General features: G+C 73.4%; 16 protein-coding genes and 1 pseudogene. 9 read left to right on the plus strand and 8 right to left on the minus strand.

All coding sequences use genetic code 11. The features are described from left to right. Positions 1–4: 4 nt before the first annotated feature. Positions 5–1,204, plus strand: coding sequence for a MarP family serine protease (locus tag ABT345_RS13745; protein ID WP_345077753.1), 1,200 nt, complete (start codon positions 5–7; stop codon positions 1,202–1,204). A gap of 60 nt (positions 1,205–1,264) precedes the next feature. Here the strand turns inward: ABT345_RS13745 and ABT345_RS13750 are convergent, their stop codons facing one another. The 7 genes and pseudogenes from ABT345_RS13750 to ABT345_RS13780 form a co-directional block, all read right to left on the minus strand. Next, positions 1,265–1,477 (minus strand): hypothetical protein, encoded by a 213-nt coding sequence (locus ABT345_RS13750; protein ID WP_345077750.1) that lies wholly within the window; start codon positions 1,475–1,477, stop codon positions 1,265–1,267. A gap of 142 nt (positions 1,478–1,619) precedes the next feature. Then, positions 1,620–2,546 carry an alpha/beta fold hydrolase gene (locus tag ABT345_RS13755; RefSeq protein WP_345077747.1) on the minus strand — a complete coding sequence of 309 codons (927 nt, stop codon included), beginning with the start codon at positions 2,544–2,546 and terminating at the stop codon, positions 1,620–1,622. After that, positions 2,543–3,001 carry a phage holin family protein gene (locus ABT345_RS13760; protein WP_345077744.1) on the minus strand — a complete coding sequence of 153 codons (459 nt, stop codon included), beginning with the start codon at positions 2,999–3,001 and terminating at the stop codon, positions 2,543–2,545. Before ABT345_RS13760 ends, ABT345_RS13755 begins: the two co-directional genes overlap by 4 nt. Before the next feature lie 43 nt (positions 3,002–3,044). After that, on the minus strand, positions 3,045–4,439 hold the full coding sequence (nhaA, locus tag ABT345_RS13765; protein WP_345077741.1) for a Na+/H+ antiporter NhaA: 1,395 nt from the start codon (positions 4,437–4,439) through the stop codon (positions 3,045–3,047). A gap of 261 nt (positions 4,440–4,700) precedes the next feature. Beyond that, the gene (gene acs / locus ABT345_RS13770; protein WP_345077738.1) at positions 4,701–6,668 is read right to left on the minus strand and encodes an acetate--CoA ligase; all 1,968 of its coding nucleotides are present in this window, start codon (positions 6,666–6,668) and stop codon (positions 4,701–4,703) included. 115 nt (positions 6,669–6,783) lie between these two features. After that, positions 6,784–7,611, minus strand: a pseudogene (locus ABT345_RS13775) (carbonic anhydrase); the annotation flags it as partial. A 614-nt stretch (positions 7,612–8,225) separates the two neighbouring features. Then, entirely contained in the window at positions 8,226–9,212 is a 987-nt protein-coding gene (locus ABT345_RS13780; protein WP_345077733.1) for an ATP-binding protein, read from the minus strand. A gap of 101 nt (positions 9,213–9,313) precedes the next feature. On the opposite strand from ABT345_RS13780, the gene ABT345_RS13785 reads away from it, so the two are divergent. Further along, on the plus strand, positions 9,314–10,171 hold the full coding sequence (locus tag ABT345_RS13785) for a Fic family protein (RefSeq protein ID WP_345077730.1): 858 nt from the start codon (positions 9,314–9,316) through the stop codon (positions 10,169–10,171). A gap of 543 nt (positions 10,172–10,714) precedes the next feature. Here the strand turns inward: ABT345_RS13785 and ABT345_RS13790 are convergent. Further along, positions 10,715–11,569, minus strand: a complete 855-nt coding sequence (locus tag ABT345_RS13790) for an HAD family hydrolase (protein WP_345077727.1) — start codon at positions 11,567–11,569, stop codon at positions 10,715–10,717. A gap of 470 nt (positions 11,570–12,039) precedes the next feature. Between ABT345_RS13790 and ssd the strand changes: the two genes are divergently transcribed. The 7 genes from ssd (at position 12,040) to ABT345_RS13825 (ending at position 18,055) form a co-directional block, all read left to right on the plus strand. Further along, the gene (ssd, locus tag ABT345_RS13795) at positions 12,040–13,188 is read left to right on the plus strand and encodes a septum site-determining protein Ssd (RefSeq protein ID WP_345077724.1); all 1,149 of its coding nucleotides are present in this window, start codon (positions 12,040–12,042) and stop codon (positions 13,186–13,188) included. Next, complete coding sequence (locus ABT345_RS13800; protein WP_345077721.1) at positions 13,181–14,404, plus strand: TadA family conjugal transfer-associated ATPase; 1,224 nt, start codon at positions 13,181–13,183, stop codon at positions 14,402–14,404. The genes ssd and ABT345_RS13800 overlap by 8 nt, the downstream gene beginning before the upstream one ends. Then, positions 14,401–15,489: a type II secretion system F family protein gene (locus tag ABT345_RS13805; RefSeq protein WP_345077718.1), complete on the plus strand. Its 1,089-nt coding sequence runs from the start codon at positions 14,401–14,403 to the stop codon at positions 15,487–15,489. Before ABT345_RS13800 ends, ABT345_RS13805 begins: the two co-directional genes overlap by 4 nt. Positions 15,490–15,728: 239 nt before the next feature. Beyond that, a complete protein-coding gene (locus tag ABT345_RS13810) occupies positions 15,729–16,289 on the plus strand; it encodes a type II secretion system F family protein (protein ID WP_345077715.1) in 561 nt (186 codons plus the stop codon). A gap of 279 nt (positions 16,290–16,568) precedes the next feature. Then, positions 16,569–16,754 (plus strand): DUF4244 domain-containing protein, encoded by a 186-nt coding sequence (locus ABT345_RS13815; protein ID WP_351322121.1) that lies wholly within the window; start codon positions 16,569–16,571, stop codon positions 16,752–16,754. 583 nt (positions 16,755–17,337) lie between these two features. Continuing rightward, entirely contained in the window at positions 17,338–17,697 is a 360-nt protein-coding gene (locus ABT345_RS13820; protein WP_345077709.1) for a TadE family type IV pilus minor pilin, read from the plus strand. Continuing rightward, positions 17,675–18,055, plus strand: coding sequence for an Rv3654c family TadE-like protein (locus ABT345_RS13825; protein ID WP_345077706.1), 381 nt, complete (start codon positions 17,675–17,677; stop codon positions 18,053–18,055). The genes ABT345_RS13820 and ABT345_RS13825 overlap by 23 nt, the downstream gene beginning before the upstream one ends. Positions 18,056–18,298: the final 243 nt, after the last annotated feature.

An 18,298-nucleotide genomic window follows, 5' to 3' on the forward strand; every position in this document is an offset into this window, starting at 1 on the left:
CGGCGTGAACGTCCTGGACATCCTGTTGCTGGTCGCCGCCGTGTGGTTCGCGATCGTCGGCTATCGGCAAGGCTTCGTCGTCGGCATCCTGTCCGTGCTCGGCTTCCTCGGCGGTGGCCTGATCGCGGTCTACGTACTCCCCGTCATCTGGAACGAGGTCACCGACGACGCCACCCCCGGCACCTTCGCGGCCATCGCCGCCGTCGCCATCGTCATCATCTGCGCCTCGGTCGGCCAGGCGCTCACCACCCATCTGGGCAACAAGCTGCGCCGCCACATCACCTGGACACCGGCGCGGGCGCTGGACGCCACCGGCGGCGCGCTCGTCAACGTCGTGGCGATGCTGCTGGTGGCCTGGCTGATCGGTTCCGCGCTGGCCGGTACGTCGCTGCCGACGCTCGGCAAGGAGGTCCGCAACTCCAAGGTGCTGCTGGGCGTCTCGCGGGTGATGCCGCAGCAGGCCACGACGTGGTTCACGGACTTCTCCTCGGTGCTCGCGCAGAACGGCTTCCCGCAGGTCTTCACGCCGTTCTCCAGCGAGCCGATCACCTCCGTCCCGGCGCCCGACCCGCAGCTGGCGAAGAGCCCCGTCGCGGGCCGCGCCCGGCAGAGCATCGTCAAGGTCGTCGGCACGGCGCCCAGCTGCGGCAAGGTCCTGGAGGGCAGCGGCTTCGTCTTCGCGCCGCACCGCGTGATGACCAACGCCCACGTCGTCGGCGGCGTCTCCGAGCCGACGGTGCAGGTGGGCGGCGAGGGCGCCACGTACGACGCCAAGGTCGTGCTCTACGACTGGGAGCGCGACATCGCGGTCCTCGACGTGCCGGCGCTGCGGGCGCCCGCGCTGAAGTTCGCCGGCACCGACGCGGAGAGCGGCCGCAGCGCCATCGTCGCGGGCTTCCCGGAGAACGGCGGCTACGACGTCCGCGCGGCCCGCATCCGCGGCCGCATCCAGGCCAACGGCCCGGACATCTACCACCGGGGCACGGTCGCCCGCGATGTGTACTCCCTGTACGCGACGGTGCGGCAGGGCAACTCCGGCGGCCCGCTGCTCACCCCGCGGGGCGAGGTCTACGGCGTGGTGTTCGCCAAGTCCCTGGACGATGCGCAGACCGGCTATGCGCTGACCGCCGACGAGGTCCGCCAGGACATCGTCAAGGGGCGGCAGGCCACCCGGCCCGTCGACAGTCAGGGATGCGCGATCTGAACCACCCGGAGGGCGGCGGGCATCGGCGGAGGCTCCGCGCGGTGCCCGCCGTCGGCGTTTTCAGCCGCGGGGATGGCGCAGCCGGGCGCTCATCCACCGCGCTCTGCGGCGGAGGATGCGGGGGATGCCCATCGGATGCGCGGAATCCGGGCCCGGGGGACCGGCGGGCCCACCGGCCCGGAGGTCGGGGGTGCCCCTGTCCCGCGTGCCCACGGCAGCGGCACTGCTGCGGCGGTTGCGTGCCACGTCACGGTAGTCGTGCGTCCAGCCCATACCCTCGACTCTGCCCGTGGGCCGAGGTCCGTAACCGCCGGGCGGCCCGCCAATCGGCCTATGCGCCGGGCAATTGGCCACCCGTCACCGCCCCGTTCGCTCCCGGTTCGCCGGGCCGCTTCCGGGGCGCGGGGCGGCTTCGTCAGCGGTCCGGTTCGGGGTCCTTGAGCCAGTTGACCAGCTCCGTGGAGAACGCCACCGGGTCCTCCTCGTGGGGGAAGTGGCCGAGCCCGTCGAAGAGCCGCCAGCGGTACGGGGCCTCGACGTAGGCACCGGAGCCCGCGGCGGTGCGGGTGCGCATCACCGGGTCGAGCGAGCCGTGCAGATGGAGCGTCGGAACGCGGACCGGCAGCTTCATCCGGCGGTTGAACTGGAGGCCGTCGGGCCGGGCCAGCGAGCGGACCATCCAGCGGTACGGCTCGATGGAGCAGTGCGCCGTCGAGGGGATGGCCATGGCCCGCCGGTAGACGGTGACGGCGTCCTCGTCCGGGAGTTGCGGGCCCGACCAGTCGTGGAGCATCTCGCCGACCCGGGCGGCGTCGTCGGCGACCAGCGCCCGCTCGGGCAGCCAGGGCCGCTGGAAGCTCCAGATGTGGGCGCTGCGCCTGCTCTGCCGGGCGTCGGCGAGCATCGCGCGGCGCCACAGCCGCGGGTGCGGCATCGAGGCGACGGCGAGGCGGCGCACCAGCTTCGGCCGCATCGCCGCCGCCGTCCACGCGAGGTAGCCGCCCAGGTCGTGGCCGACGAGCGCGGCGTCCGGCTCGCCCAGGGAGCGGATGACGCCGGTGACGTCGAGGGCGAGGTTGGCCGGGTCGTAGCCGCGCGGGGTGCGGTCGCTGCCGCCGACGCCGCGCAGGTCCATCGCGACGGCCCGGTAGCCCGCCTCGGCGAGCGCCGGCAGCTGGTGCCGCCAGGCCCACCAGAACTGCGGGAAGCCGTGCAGCAGCAGCACCAGCGGGCCGTCGCCCATCTCCGCGATGTGGAAACGGGCGCCGTTCGCCGCGACGTCCCGGTGCGTCCAGGGTCCGTCGGGGCGTACGACCGGTGCGGTGCTGTCGGGGACCGTCATGCCGAGGTGCGTGTCACGGACTCCAGGACCGGGTGGTCCGCGGGCTCCGGGCGCGGGTGCGGCTTGGCCTTCTGCAGGACGGCCGCGGTCTCCTTGGCGGAGGCGATCGACTTCTCCGGCTTCTTGATCTTCTTCACCTTGGCCAGCGCGATCAGCGCCAGCAGCAGCGCGATGACGATGAAGGCGCCGCCGACGATCAGGAAGGACCAGGCCAGACCGAGGCCGAGGTTGTGGATGCCGTACGCCGCCGCGAAGCTCAGCACCGGCAGGGCGAAGAGGATCAGCACGCCGGCGACGATGAAGGCGGCGCCGCCGATGCCCGCCCGCTTCGCGTCCAGTCGCAGCTCGGCCTTGGCCAGTGCGATCTCGTCGTGCACGAGTGCGGACAACTCGGCGGTGGCCGTCGCCACCAACTGGCCGAGGCTGCGGTCTGCGCCGTCGTCGGCTGAACTCATCGCCGTCTCCCTTGTGTCTGCTGCGTAGGCAAAGCCTCTCAGATCATGCCGGACCATCGTCCCCGGCCTCGGCGCCGGAGGCCACTTCGGCAAGCCGCCGGTGTTCCGCGGCCTTCGCCTCCAGCAGCGCGGCCATCCGCAGGTGGTACGCGGGGTCGCCCTCCTCGTAGACGTCCGGGACGCCGTCCAGGTCCTCGTCGCGCTCCTCCTCGGCGATGAGGGCGCGGTACTTGTTGTTGCGGAGTTTGAGCAGGACGGTGGCGCAGCCCGCGGCGATCAGCGAGCCGAGCAGGACGGACGCCTTGATTTCCTCGGCGAGCGCCGGGTTGTCGCCGAAGGCGAGCTCGCCGATGAGGAGGGAGACCGTGAAGCCGATGCCGGCGAGGGTGGCGACGGCGAAGAGGTCGGGCCATTTGAGGTCGGGGTTGAGCCGGGCGCGGGTGAAGCGGGCGGTCAGCCACGTACCGCCGAAGATGCCGAGGGTCTTGCCGACGACGAGACCGAGGACCACGCCGAGGGTTTCGGGGCGGGTGAAGACCTCGCGGACGGCGTCGCCGGAGATGGACACGCCGGCGGAGAAGAGCGCGAAGAGCGGCACGGCCAGGCCCGCGGAGAGCGGACGGACCAGGTGCTCGATGTGCTCGCCGGGGGAGTGGGTCTCGCCCTCGCGCGGGGTGCAGCGCAGCATCAGGCCCATCGCGACGCCCGCGATCGTGGCGTGCACGCCGCTGTTCTCCATCAGCGCCCAGATGACCAGGCCCAGCGGCACGTAGACGTACCAGCCGCGGACGCCCTTGCGCAGCAGCAGGTAGAAGACGCCCAGGCCGACGACGGCCAGGCCGAGGGCCAGGAAGTTGATCTGCGAGGTGAAGAAGACCGCGATGATCAAGATGGCGAAGAGGTCGTCGACGACGGCCAGGGTGAGCAGGAAGGCACGCAGCGCGGACGGCAGGGACGTGCCGATGACGGCGAGGACGGCCAGCGCGAAAGCGATGTCGGTGGCGGTGGGCACCGCCCAGCCGTCGAGCGAGCCGTGGCCTATGCCGTTGACGACGAGGTCGACGATCGCGGGCATCGCCATACCGCAGAGCGCGGCGATCACCGGGAGCGCGGCGGCCTTGGGATCGCGCAGCTCACCGGCGACGAGTTCGCGCTTCAGCTCGATCCCGGCGACGAAGAAGAAGATCGCGAGCAGGCCGTTGGCCGCCCAGTGCTCCAGGGAGAGGTTGAGGCCGAGCGAGGCGGGGCCGAGGTGGAAGCCGCGGACCGCCTCGTAGCTGTCGCCGAAGGCGTTTGCCCAGATCAGGGCCGCTACGGCGGCGATGAGCAGGAGGACTCCGCCGACGGTCTCGGTGCGGAGCGCGTTGGTGAGGAAATTCCGCTCCGGCAGCGGCAGCCGGCCGAGGAAGAGGGAACGGCGGTTCTGGGGGGCGCTCACGCGGGCTGACCTCCGGGTTTCGGCAGCTGAGTACGGCTGTGGCAGTTGCCGACCAGACTTCCCGGCGCACCCTTGAGATCTTGGCGTTTTCTTGACGCCGCTCCCACTGTACCGGGCGAGTGCAAGGTGGGGTGGGGCGTTCTTCACTTTACGGGCGTATCGGGAGGCCCGCGGATCCTCGCCGGAGGGGCGGGAACGCCGTGGGGGCACCGGCCGTCTCGCCGGTGCCCCCACGGGCGGTGCGCGTCGTCGCGCCGTCGGTCAGTCCTCGCTGGAGGCGCCCGGCAGCTTCGCCTGGATGAGGTCCATGACGGAGGAGTCGGTGAGCGTGCTCACGTCACCGAGGTCGCGGTTCTCGGCGACGTCCCGCAGCAGCCGGCGCATGATCTTGCCGGAACGGGTCTTGGGCAGCTCCGCGACCGGCATGATCCGCTTCGGCTTGGCGATCGGCCCGAGGTGCTGCGCGACATGCGCCCGCAACTCCTCGACCAGCCCCTCGTCCTCCGCGTCCGCCGAACCGCGCAGGATCACGAAGGCGCAGATCGCTTGGGTGGTCTGCGGGTCGGTGGCGCCGACCACCGCGGCTTCGGCGACCTTCGGGTGCGAGACCAGCGCCGACTCCACCTCGGTGGTGGAGATGTTGTGGCCCGAGACGAGCATGACGTCGTCGACCCGGCCCAGCAGCCAGATGTCGCCGTCCTCGTCCTTCTTGGCGCCGTCGCCCGCGAAGTACTTGCCTTCGAAGCGCGACCAGTACGTGTCGAGGTAGCGCTGGTCGTCGCCCCAGATGGTGCGGAGCATCGACGGCCACGGCTCGGTCAGCACGAGGTAGCCGCCGGCGCCGTCGGGCACCTCGCGGCCCTCGTCGTCCACGACGGTCGCGGCGATGCCGGGCAGCGGCTGCTGCGCCGAGCCGGGCTTGGTGGTGGTGACGCCCGGCAGCGGGCTGAGCATCATCGCGCCGGTCTCGGTCTGCCACCAGGTGTCGACGATCGGGGCCTTGTCGGCGCCGATGTGCTTGCGGTACCAGACCCATGCCTCGGGGTTGATCGGCTCGCCGACCGACCCCAGGACGCGCAGCGACGACAGATCGAACTTGGCGGGGATGTCGTCGCCCCACTTCATGCAGGCGCGGATCGCGGTGGGCGCGGTGTAGAGGATCGTGACGCCGTACTTCTGGACGATCTCCCACCAGCGGCCCTGGTGCGGGGTGTCCGGCGTGCCCTCGTACAGCACCTCCGTCGCGCCGTTGGCCAGCGGACCGTAGGTGATGTACGAGTGGCCCGTCACCCAGCCGACGTCGGCGGTGCACCAGAAGACGTCGGTCTCCGGCTTGAGGTCGAAGACGGCGTGGTGGGTGTAGGCCACCTGGGTGAGGTAGCCGCCGGTGGTGTGCAGGATGCCCTTGGGCTTACCGGTGGTGCCGGAGGTGTAGAGGATGAACAGCGGGTGCTCGGCGTCGAACGCCTCGGGCGTGTGCGTCTCGCTCTGGCGGCCGACGATCTCGTCCCACCACAGGTCGCGCCCCTCGGTCCAGGCGGTTTCCTGGCCGGTGCGGCGGACGACGAGGACGTTGCGGACGTTCTCCGTGCCGGGCTTGGTCAGCGCCTCGTCGACCGCGGGCTTGAGGGCGGACGGCTTGCCGCGGCGGTAGCCGCCGTCGGCGGTGATCACGACGCGGGCGTCGGCGTCCTGGATGCGGGTGGCCAGCGCGTCCGCCGAGAAGCCGCCGAAGACGACGGAGTGCGGGGCGCCCAGGCGGGCGCAGGCCAGCATGGCGATGACCGTCTCCGGGATCATCGGCATGTACAGCGCGACCCGGTCGCCGGCCGTGACGCCCAGCTCGGTCAGGGCGTTGGCCGCCTGGGAGACCTCGCGCTGCAGCTCGGCGTAGGTGATCGCGCGGCTGTCGCCGGGCTCGCCCTCGAAGTGCAGCGCGACGCGGTCGCCCAGGCCGTTCTCCACGTGCCGGTCCACGCAGTTGTACGCGACGTTGAGCTTGCCGTCGGCGAACCACTTCGCGAAGGGCGCGTTCGACCAGTCGAGCGTCTGGGTGGGCGGCGTCTGCCAGCTCAGGCGCTTGGCCTGCTCCGCCCAGAAGGCCAGCCGGTCCGACGCCGCCTGCTCGTACGCCGCTGCCGTGACGTTGGCGTGCGCGGCCAGTTCGGCGGGGGGTGCGAACCGCCGCTCCTCCTTGAGAAGATTGGCCAGACTGCTCTCGTTGCTCACGACATCTCCCATTCCCAGGGCGTCCGGTGTGTCCCGGCTCATAGCTCATCAGCCCGCGGTACGCCCTGACAAGGGTTGCCGGGAAAAATTGGTGTAGACCTGTAAAGCTCGCAGGTCAGGCCGGTATCGGCGCGGCTTCGGCGCGTACGGCGCAGAACCGCCCGCCGACGTCGTCCAGGACGTACGCCTGGGCCTCGCCGACATGGAAATACATGCCGTGGAGGGTGAGCGAGCCGTCCGCCACCCGGCGGGCCACGCACGGGTAGGCCCGCAGATGATCCAGCTGCTGGCGGATGTTGACCAGCGCCAGCCGTTCGTGCGCGTCGGCCACCGGGCGGCAGGCCAGGGCGGTGTCGTCGGCGGCGCGGCCCGGGGCGCCCGTCATGCGGGCCAGGCTCGGGGCGCCGTGCCGCAGCCAGCGCTCCAGCGCCGTCGGATCGAGCGGCCTTCCCGGGACATCGACGGACGTGGCCCGTTCGGCGGCGGTGAGCAGTGCCTTCATCGCGCCGCATCCGGAGTGGCCGCAGACGGTGAGGGAGTCGACCCGCAGGATGTCGACCGCGTACTCGACGGCCGCGGCCACGGAGTCGCAGGCGGCGTCGGAGCCGGGCGGCGGCATGAGGTTGCCGACGTTGCGGACGGTGAAGAGGTCCCCCGGACCGCTGGACGTGATCATGCTCGTGACCAGCCGGGAGTCCGAGCAGGTCAGGAAGAGTTGGGTGGGGCGCTGGCCCTCGCGCGCCAGCCGGGACAGCTCCTCGCGCACCAGTGGCGCGGTGTGCCGCTGGAAGGCGCTCACCCCGCCCCACAGCGGGCTTGCGGCGATCCCGGACGCGGCCTCGCGGTCCGGGACGGGGCGGGCGCAGTGGTGGTGACGCCAGGGCGTCCAGGGGTGGCGGGTGGCGTCCGCCCGGACGCCGGCCGAGCCGTGGAGCGCGCCTCCGAAGACCGGCAGGCCGCCCAGCAGCCCGGCGACGATGCCACCGACGGCCGCGGCCACCAGGCCCGCCCGGAGCGGGGCGCCGGTCGCGAGGGCGATGCAGAGCGACAGCGGTACGGCGAGGGGGAAGAGGGTGACGGGGGCGGCGAGGCCGTGTGGCAGGGCGGGGCGCCGGGTGGTGCCGGGTGGCGGGTCGTGCAGGTGCTGAGTGGTCTGCGACTGCGGTGTCTGTGGTGTCGGCTGCTCGGTCTGCGACATGTACGGCTCCTCGGAGCGGCGCGCTCGCGCGAGGCGCGCGGGCCGCGGTGGCGCTGTGGAGGCGCGAGCCGGCCGGTGAAGCGTTGCGCACGGCGGCTCGGTCACTCTCCGTGTTCAGTAAATGGAGCGTAATGTCGAGCAAAGAGCGAGAGAAGTCTTTTCGCGCAAGTGAACTATGTATTCACCCTGGTGGGTGAATATGCGTGGCGTCGCCTTGCCTTTTGCTCCCTCAATTCGGTGAGTTCCGGCCCTGAAGGGTTTCTTCCGGTAAAGCCGGTCAAGGCTGTTTGCGCCCGGCTGGAGTCCGTGAAGGCGCGGGTGCGGCCGGCGGTGACGCGGTTGCCACCGCCGGCGGGGGATCAGACCGGTTGCGGGGCCGCCGTCCCCTCGGAGAGGAGGAATGCCGGGTCGACCTGAGCGGCGAGATCCGCGCCGGTCTTCGCGTTGCCCCAGCTCTCCGCGTTCCGCAGATGGAAGTGGACCATCTGGCGGGTGTAACGCTGCCAGTCGCGCTGCGGATACGTGTCGTCGGCGGCGTCGTGCAGGGTCGCAAGGGCGCGGCGGTTGGCGTCCTCCAGCTCGGCGAAGGGCGCGGTGCGGCCCTTCTCCATGGCCCGCACCCAGTCCGAGTGGCCGACGGTCACCAGCAGGTCGTCGCCCACCTCGGCGCGCAGGAACGCGAGGTCGTCGGGGCCCTGCACCTTGTTGCCCACCACCTTCAGGCTGACGTCGAAGTCCCGTGCGTACTCCTTGTACTGGCGGTAGACGGCGATGCCCTTACGGGTCGGCTCGGCGACCAGGAACGTCATGTCGAAGCGGGTGAACATCCCGGAGGCGAAGGAGTCCGAGCCTGCGGTCATGTCGACGACGACGTACTCCTCCCGGCCGTCCACGAGGTGGTTCAGACACAGCTCGACCGCGCCGACCTTGGAGTGGTAGCAGGCGACGCCCAGGTCGGACTCGGTGAACGGGCCGGTGGCCATCAGCCGCACCGAGGTGTCGTCGAGGGGCACCGTGCGGGCGCAGGCGTCGTAGACGGGGTTGTCGCCCCCGACGCGCAGCAGCTGCGAGCCGTCCCCGGGGGGCGTCGTCTTGATCATCGTCTCGGCGGAGGCGATCCGCGGGTTGCTGCCGCGCAGGTACTCCTTGATCAGCGGCAGATGGGCGCCCATCGCGGGCAGCGCGGCGGCGGTCGCCTCGTCCAGGCCCAGGGCGGCCCCGAGGTGCTGGTTGATGTCGGCGTCCACGGCGATCACGGGGACGCGGGCGGCCGCGAGATGGCGGATGAACAGGGAGGACAGGGTGGTCTTGCCGCTGCCGCCCTTTCCTACGAAAGCGATCTTCATGTTCACCAACAGTAATCTGCTTATCGCGCTCAGTGAGAAGCCCACGTGAAGAAGACCACTCCATCGGGGGGCGTGGCCACCTGGTGCGTAGGGTCGTACCCATGGCTGCAGACACCCGGGGCACGACCCCGAAAACCCCGCAGGCGGGCGGCGATCCGCTGGCGGCTCTCGCGTCGCTCCCGGGCGTCGTCGACGCGGTGGACTCCGTACGCAAGGGCGTGGACCGGCTCTACGGTCACCGGATCATGCGCCGCCGCAGCGTGGAGGTCACCTCCGAGGCGGCGCTGCGCGGAGCGCGTGGCTCCGCCGCGCTCGCCGGAGCCGACTGGGCACTGGAGGAGGTCCGGCGGCGCACCGACTTCAGCGCGGACGGCGAACCGGCGACGGTCGGCGCGGCCCTGCGGCTGACCGCCGAGGCGGGCCAACTGCTCAGCGTGTGGCGGCAGTCGCCGCTGCGGGTGCTGGCGCGGCTGCACCTGGTGGCGGCCGGTGGCGGCGGCGCGGACGACACCGTCGGCCGGCCGCGGCTGGCCGGGGAGGGCGTCGACGAGCCGCTGATCGAACTGCCGCTGCCCGGCGCGGACGAGGTGGCGGGGCGGCTGGACGGCCTGGCGCGGCTGCTGCTCGCGGGCAGCGAGGCACCCGCGCTGGTCACCGCCGCCGTGGTCCACGGCGAACTGCTGGCGCTGCGACCCTTCGGTTCGCACAACGGCCTGGTCGCGCGCGCCGCGGAGCGCATCGTGCTGATCGGCAGCGGTCTCGACCCCAAGTCCATCTGCCCGGCGGAGGTCGGCCACGCGGAACAGGGCCGGGCCGCCTACGCGGCTGCGCTGGCGGGGTACGTCTCCGGAACGCCCGACGGGGTGGCCGCGTGGATCGCGCACTGCGGCCGCGCGGTGGAGCTGGGGGTCCGGGAGTCCACGGCGGTCTGCGAGGCGCTGCAGCGCGGCGCCGCCTGAGCCGCGGCGGCCCTGCCGCTGCCGGGATGTCCGGCGCCGGTGGCCGGGCCGGGCAGGAGTTGCGGCGGTACGTGGTGCTGATACGTACCGCCGCTGGCACGTCCGCCGCGTGACCATGCGTGCACTTGCTTTGCCCATCAGGCCGGAGAACTCTGTCCGTCGCCTGGTGCGGCTGGCCCGTAATCGACGGGTCGGCGTCGCGTGGGTGCGCGGCATTCATGCATCGGTCCGTGGGCCTTGCTGCGTTACAGGTGATCCTCTCGGACGTCCTTGGTCTCGCGGGCCGTGATTCCTTTGTACCCCAGCCCCCGGACAAGTGGAACCCTTCACCTCGGATCTTTACTTTTGCCTTCAATAACGGGCAATGAGGGTAAAGCGGATGGTGGCCTGTCGGATATACGGTGCCCCGTCCGCCGGGGATTCCACCGGCCCGGCGCGGCCTTTCCGGGAGATGTCCGGGGTCCGGCCGTGAAGGCGTCAGGGGATTTTCCGGGCCGGATCCGGGGCGCGTCGGGGTTCCCGGTCCTTCGCGCCCCGGGCAGCTCAGGCCACGTCGCTCCGGCGCCGCCGCGCCGCGTACCGCACCAGGCTCGCGCCGACCGCCGCCGCGCCCACCGCCGCGACCAGCGCGAGCACCGGCCGCGAGGGCAGTGCGGGCAGCGGCCGGGTGAGCGGCACCGGGCGGCTGAACGACAGCACCGGCCACTCCCGGGCGGCCGCCTCCCGGCGCAGCGCCCGGTCCGGATTGACGGCGAAGGGCCGGCCGACGGCCTCCAGCATGGGAATGTCCGTCGCCGAATCGCTGTACGCGAACGACCGCGCGAGGTCGTACCCCTCGGTCGCGGCCAGCTCCCGGACCGCCTCCGCCTTGGTGGGCCCGTAGGCGTAATAGTCGATCTCGCCGGTGAACCGGCCGTCGGCGCCGACGGCCATCCGCGTCGCCACCACCCGGTCGGCGCCCAGCAGTTCACCGATCGGCTCGACGACCTCCGCGCCCGAGGTGGACACGATCACGACGTCCCGGCCGGCCGCGTGGTGCTCCTGGATCAGGGAGACGGCCTCGTCGTAGATGATCGGGTCGATCAGGTCGTGGAGCGTCTCGGCGACGATCTCGCGGACCTGGGCGACGTCCCAGCCGCGGCACAGCGACGAGAGATAGGCGCGCAGCCGCTCCATCTGGTCGTGGTCCGCGCCGCCCGCGAGGAAGAGGAACTGGGCATATGCGGTACGCAGCGCGGCCCGGCGATTGATCAGGCCACCGCGGTAGAAGGACTTGCTGAACGTCAGCGTGCTGGACTTTGCAATGACCGTCTTGTCGAGGTCGAAGAAGGCGGCGGTACGGGGCATCGAGTGGCGCACGGAGGGGTTTTCCACAGGCCGAGCATAGGCTCCCTCCATTCGGGGGTAAGGACTGCGCGTGGGTTTGCTTGAGAAGGCTCTCGGGTACACCATGGAAGTCACGGATCGTTCGCGACCGTGCTAACCCGGTCCGGCTCCTCCCCCCCCGAGTCGGCCGAGGAAGACGACCCCCGCTCTCCCCCCCGGCGGGGGTCGTCGCATGTCCGGATGCATTTCTCGGCACCCGGCCGGGGCGCCGCTCTTCATTCCCCCTCTTCTTCACGCTGCCTGGCCTGCGCGGCCGACGCACCTCGCCGGTCACTCTTCGTATCCGCCGTGCTGCTCTGTGGATGCTCACCAATCCGCCGCAAGGCGAGCGCGCGGTCGCCGGAATAGGTGACGGGAATATTCACAACACGGAGTTGTCCACAGGTTTTGACCAAGATCCCCGCGGATTTCCCGATCGCCGCACGCTAAAAGTCCGCGACAGCGCGGAAGAGCGCTGCGCGAGGCGACAAGGGGGATGGAACATGCCTGGATCCATGGTGGCCGGTGAGGCAGGCGTAACGGACGAGGAGCGTCCGGGACCGCTTCTCGTCACCGAGGACGAGCAGTTGCTGGACGACCTCGTGCGGCTCTGCGCCGCGGCGGATGTGGTGCCGCAGGCGTGGCCGGATCTGCCGGCACGGGGGGAGCGGTGGCCGCAGGCGCCGCTGGTGATCATCGGGGAGGACAGCGCGGCACGGCTGCGCGGGGCGGGGCGCCGCGACGGCGTCGTCCTCGTCGCACGGGACGCGGAGCGGGCCGAGGTCTGGCAGTCGGCCGTGGCGCTGGGAGCGGAGCGGGTGATCACGCTGCCCGAGGGGGAGCGGTGGCTCGCCGACCGGATCGCCGACGCGGTCGAGGGCACCGGGCCCGCCGCGCTCACCGTCGGCGTGCTCGGTGGTCGCGGCGGCGCCGGGGCGTCCACCCTGGCCTGCGCACTCGCGGTGACGGCGGCGCGCAAGGGCCTGCGCACGATGCTGGTGGACGCCGATCCGCTGGGCGGCGGTCTCGACGTCCTCCTCGGGTGCGAGCGGGAGGAGGGGCTGCGCTGGCCGGCGTTCCGCGAGTCCCGCGGCCGGGTCGCGTCCGGGGCATTGGCCGGTTCGCTGCCCCGGGCGCACTCCTTACGGGTGCTCAGCTGGGACCGCGGCGCCGAGGTGGCGATCGGGCCCGCGGCGATGCGAGCGGTGCTGGCGGCGGCCCGCAGACGCGGTGGGGTCGTGGTGGTGGACCTGCCGCGCCGGGTCGACGAGGCGGTGGCGGAGGCGCTGGAACAGGTGGATCTGGGGCTGCTGGTGGTGCCGGCGGAGCTGCGGGCCGTCGCCGCGGCCCGGCGGGTGGTGGCGGGCACGGCCGGGGTGCCGCGGGATCTGCGGGTCGTCGTCCGGGGCGTGTCCGGTGCGGCGCCGGGGCTGGGCGACGAGGAGATCGCCGCCCTCGTGGACCTGCCGCTGCTGGGCGAACTGCCGTGGGATCCCGATCCCGTTGACGGCACGGCCCGCGGCGTCCCGCCCGGGGCCCGCGCCCGGGGACCGCTCGCCCGGTTCTGCGCCGCGTTCTGGGAGCGGGCGTTGCCGGAGGCGGGCGGCGCTCCGGGGCCGGCACGGGATGCGGGGAGGGACGGCGATGAGTGACGTACTGCTGGACGCGGTGCGGCGGCGGCTCGCGGAGGCGGGTGCGGAGCCTACGGCGGCCCGGGTGGCGCTCGCCCTTCGGGAGGAAGGCCGGGTCCTGGGGGACGCCGAGGTGCTGGGCGTGGTGGCGGCCCTGCGGTCCGAGATGGTGGGCAGCGGCCCGCTGGAGCCGTTGCTGGCCGCGCCGGAGGTGACGGACGTCCTGGTCACCGGCCCGGACGAGGTCTGGGTGGACCGCGGCGGCGGGCTGGAGCGGACGCCGGTGCGCTTCCGGGACGCGTCGGAGGTGCGGCGGCTCGCGCAGCGGCTGGCCGCGGTGGCCGGGCGGCGCCTCGACGACGCGCGGCCCTGGGTGGACGCCCGGCTCCCGGACGGCACCCGGCTGCACGCGGTGCTGCCGCCCGTGGCCGTGGCGGGCACCTGCCTGTCGCTACGGGTCCTGCGGCCGCGCGTCTTCGGGCTGGCGGAGCTGGTGGCGGCCGGGACGGTGCCGCCGGGCGGCGACGCGCTGCTGCGGGCGCTGCTGGCGGCCCGGGTGTCCTTCCTGGTCAGCGGCGGTACGGGCAGCGGCAAGACGACATTGCTGTGCGCATTGCTCGGGCTGGTCGGTCCGGCCGAGCGGATCGTGCTGGCCGAGGACTCCGCGGAGCTGCGGCCGGTCCATCCCCATGTGGTGCGGCTGGAGACCCGCCCGGCAAACCAGGAGGGCGTCGGCCGGGTGACGCTGCGGGACCTCGTCCGCCAGGCGCTGCGGATGCGACCGGACCGGCTGGTCGTCGGGGAGGTGCGCGGCGCCGAGGTGACCGACCTGCTGGCGGCCCTCAACACCGGCCACGAGGGCGGGTCGTGCACGATCCACGCCAATGCCGCCTGCGACGTCCCCGCCCGGCTGGAGGCGCTCGGCTCCACGGCGGGACTGGACCGCGCCGCGCTCCACAGCCAGTTGGCGGCGGCGCTGTCGGTGGTGCTGCACCTCGTAAGGGACCGGGAAGGGCGGCGGCGGATCGCCGAGATCCATGTCCTGGAGCGGGACCGCGACGGCTTCGTGGTGACCCGACCGGCCGCCGTATGGAGCCCGGACGGCTTCGTGGCGGCGGACGGCTGGGGCCGGTTGATGCGGCTCTGCGAGCGCGGCGGGCCGCGCGCCCGGTCGATCGAAGGCCCGATGGGGGCACGTACGGCGGACGGCGCGCCGGTGACGGAGGTGGCACGGTGACGGGGGACGTGGGGGACGCGGTGATCGCTTCCGTGGCGGTGGGAGCACTGGTGTGGTGGGCGTGCACCGCCTGGTGGCCGGCGGTTGCCCGGCGGCGGCAGCTGCGGCGGCGGGTCCGGTGGCTGGCAGCGGTGGCCGGGGCGGACGCTCCGGTGGCGGCTGCTCGCAGGCGGTTCGGCGGCGCGTGGGCGCCATCGGGCCGCGCGCGGGAGGCGGACGCCAAGTGGTGGAGCGGCGGGCCCTGGGCGGGGCGGCACCCGTCGTGGCCGGGCGCGGGGCGGGAGTTGTGGTGCCTGCCCGGCGGGCTGCTGTTCGGGGCGGTGGGCGGATCGGTGCTGCCGGTGCTCGCCTCCCTGGGGGCGGTGTTCGTGGTGCGCCGGATCCTGGCGGCACGGCAGGCGGCGCGGGCGCGGGACCGGCGCGCGGCGGCGGTGATCACGCTCTGCGCGACCGCGGCGACCGAGCTGCGCGCCGGACGCCAGCCGAACCGTGCGCTCCTCGCCGCCGGGGTGCCGGACCTGGGCGAGGCGGGCTCCGCGATCATGGCCGCCGCCCGGTACGGAGGCGATGTGCCCCGGGCGTTCCGGGCCGCCGCGGCGCTTCCGGGGGCCGACGGGCTGAACGGCGTCGCGGCGTGCTGGCGGGTCGCGGTCGAGGGCGGCGCCGGACTGGCCGACGGCCTGGAACGCATCGCCGCGGCGCTCCGGGCCGGTCGCGATCAACGGGAGGAGCTGAACGCCCAGTTGGCGGGCCCGCGCGCCACGGCGCTGATGCTCGCACTGCTCCCCGCCTGTGGGCTTCTGATGGGAACGGCCCTCGGCGCCGACCCTGTTCGGGTCCTGCTGCACACCCCGTTCGGCTGGGTCTGTCTGGTGGTCGGCGGTCTCCTGGAGTGGGCCGGCATCGCCTGGACTGCCCGCATCGTCGCCGGAGCGCTGCCGCCCACCGGGGTACGGCAGGGAAGCGGACGGCGGAGCGCGGCGTCGGCGGGCCGGCCCGCCGGGCGGAGGCCTGGCGTCCGCTACAGCCTGCTGTCGGAAAGCGCGGCACCGCAGGCGCGGCGTACGGAAGGAGTTCCGGCGTGAGTACGGAAGTTGTCCACAGGTTGTGGATGATTGTTGCGGTGGCGCTTGTGGTCCTCGCGGCAGAGCGATCGTGGGCCTGCCTTCGTCACACCCGCCGAAGGCGGATCGTACGCAGCAGGGCGATCGCCCTGGGGCACCGGCTCCCCGGTGGACGGGGCCCTGCGGGGCGCGGCCGCCGGTGGAGGCCGGGGCCCGGGCGGATCGGGGAGTGGCTGGGGCCGTTGGGCGTGGCGTGCTTCGTGATCCTGATCGTCGACGGGATGCCCGGAGTCGCGGCGGGTGTTGTCGCCGGGTACGCCGCCCACCGTTGGCAGCTGCGGCAACGCGCCTCAGACGCCGACCGGTTGACCCGATACGCGGTGCGGGCCGAACTGGCTCCGGCGGGGGATTTGCTGGCCGCGTGCCTGGCGGCAGGCGCGGGGCCGCGGGAGGCGGCGGAGGCGGTCGGCCGCTCGCTGGACGGCGCGGTCGGGGAGCGGCTGCGCAGCGTCGCGGCCGAACTGCGCCTGGGCGGCGAACCGGCAGCCGTATGGCAGCGGTTGGCGGAGCTCCCCGGGGCCGAGGGGCTGGCGCGGTGCATGGCGCGCGCCGGGATATCCGGCGCGCCCGCCGTGGACTCGGTCGCCCGGCTCGCCGCCGAACTGCGGTCGGAAGCGGCCCGGGCCACGGCGTCACGGGCCCGACGGGCCGGCGTACTGGTGACGCTGCCGTTGGCCGCGTGCTTCCTCCCGGCGTTCCTGACGCTCGGCGTGGCACCGGTGCTGATGGGGCTCGCCGGGGGCCTGTTGGGGCATCGGTGAGGCCTCCCGGGAGGGGGCCTGCCGGGGGCCGGCGGGGCGGGGCCGTGCGGCGGCGGTGAGCCGATGCCCGGGGAGTGCTCCCGGAGCGGGGCCGGTACGGCGGTGCTCGGATCGCCGCTCACCCGTCCCCGCCATCCGCTCCCTTCAGCAATCCCCTTCACCTCACCAATTCGTCAATTGCGCTCGTCGGCAAGTGGCTCGTATGGCGAGCGACCTTCCACAAGCGGTTTTTCGCAAGCGGTCTTTTCCACAAGGCATGGAGACAAGGAGGAAGCAGAGATGTTCCGAAGGTTTCGGGCGGCGGTGCGTGGGTGTCGCGATCGCGGGATGACCACGGCCGAGTACGCGGTGGGGACCTTGGCCGCGTGCGCACTGGCAGCGGTGCTCTACAAGGTGGTGACCAGCGGGGCGGTGCAGTCGGCGCTTCGGTCGGTGATCGAGAGGGCGCTCGATGTTCAGTTCTGAGGCGCGCCGGGGCACACGGCGACGCGCGGCGGCAGGAACGGGAATACGGCGCACCGCGAAAGGAATGCAACGCACCGCGAAAGGAACGCGGCGCGCGGCGGACGGGCCGCGAATCGCGACGAATGGACGACGCGTGAACGGCCGCCGGGCGGCCCGGGGAGAGCGGGGACGGACATGGTCAGGACGAGCCAACGGCATCGGGCAGGCGGGGAACGGCACGCGTCCGCCGCGAAGGGGAGCCGCCGGCGCCTTCGGGGCGGATGGCCGCGCCTTCGCCCCGGGGGCAGGCACGCCAAGGGGCGTCGCCCGGCGGGCGCAGGAGCCGGAGCGGGACGGCCGCGCCGGGCCGGCCGCTCCTTGCTGCACGGCCCGCAGGAACATGGGCAGGGCCGCCGGGAGGGACGGGCCCAGGTCGGCGGGTGGCGCGCGGGGTGAGGCCGCCGGTGAGCGGGCTGCCGACGGCTGGTCACGGGCCTGGGAGACCGCACGACTGCGGTACACCGCGGGCGGGGAGCGTAAGCGGCGTCCCAGGAAACCGGCCTCCCGGGGCGGCCCGCCCTTTCCGGACGCGCCGTACCGGTCGTTGCGTCCCAGGCGCCCGCCGGGGAAGGACGCGGGCTTCGTCACGGCGGAGGCCGCGCTGGTGATGCCGGTACTGGTGGCCGTCGTGGCGGCGCTCATCTGGGGGCTGATGGCGGCCTGTGCCCGGATCGAGTGTGTGGATGCCGCGAGGGCCGGAGCGCGGGCCGCGGCCCGTTCGGAGCCGCACGCCGCGGTGCTCCGGGCGGCCCGCGGCACGGCACCGGCGGATGCCCGCGTGGTGGTGTCCCGCGAAGGCGATCTGGTGCGGGTGCGGGTCGCGGCGGAGTTGCCGGGAATCGGGCGGCTGACGGTGCGGATCGGCGGAGAGGCGGTGGCTCTTGCGGAGGACACGGTGCGATGACCGGGGCTCGGCGACGGTGTGGACGGTCTTCGCCGCGGCGGCGCTGTGCGCGGTGTTCATCGCCCTGCTCGCCCTGGGGCAGGCCGTCGTGGCCCGGCACCGGGCGGGCGGCGCCGCCGACCTGGCGGCCCTGGCCGCGGCCGACCGGGCGGCGCGGGGACCGGCGGTGGCCTGCGCCGAGGCCCGGCGGGTGGCGGCGGCGCAACACGCCCGCCTGGTGCGCTGCGCGCTGACCGCGGCCATCGCCGATGTGTCGGCCGAGGCGGGGGACGCCCCCTTCACGGCCCGGGTCCGCTCCCGGGCCGGGCCGCCGGAGGCAGGACCGTCGACGGAGAGGCCGTCGGCGGAGGGGCTGTAGGGGACCGAATGGGAGGCGGCCGGTCGGCCAAGGAGGGGCCGTGCGCGGTTGATCCGGAGGAGATCGGGTCAGCTGGGATTGGGCCAGCTGGGGTCGGACCGCATGAGGAGGTACCGCGCGAGGCCGATGCTGCGGTGGAGGCGGTGTCTCCTGGGGCAACGTCGCTTGAGGCCGGGGCGCCCAGGGAAGCCCGCGCCGCCGGTCGCAACGGCGACGCCGGGGCGAGCCCGCCATGGACCGTCC

Source organism: Streptomyces sp. NPDC000404, assembly GCF_040300365.1.
Classification (GTDB): Bacteria; Actinomycetota; Actinomycetes; order Streptomycetales; family Streptomycetaceae; genus Streptomyces; species Streptomyces ramulosus.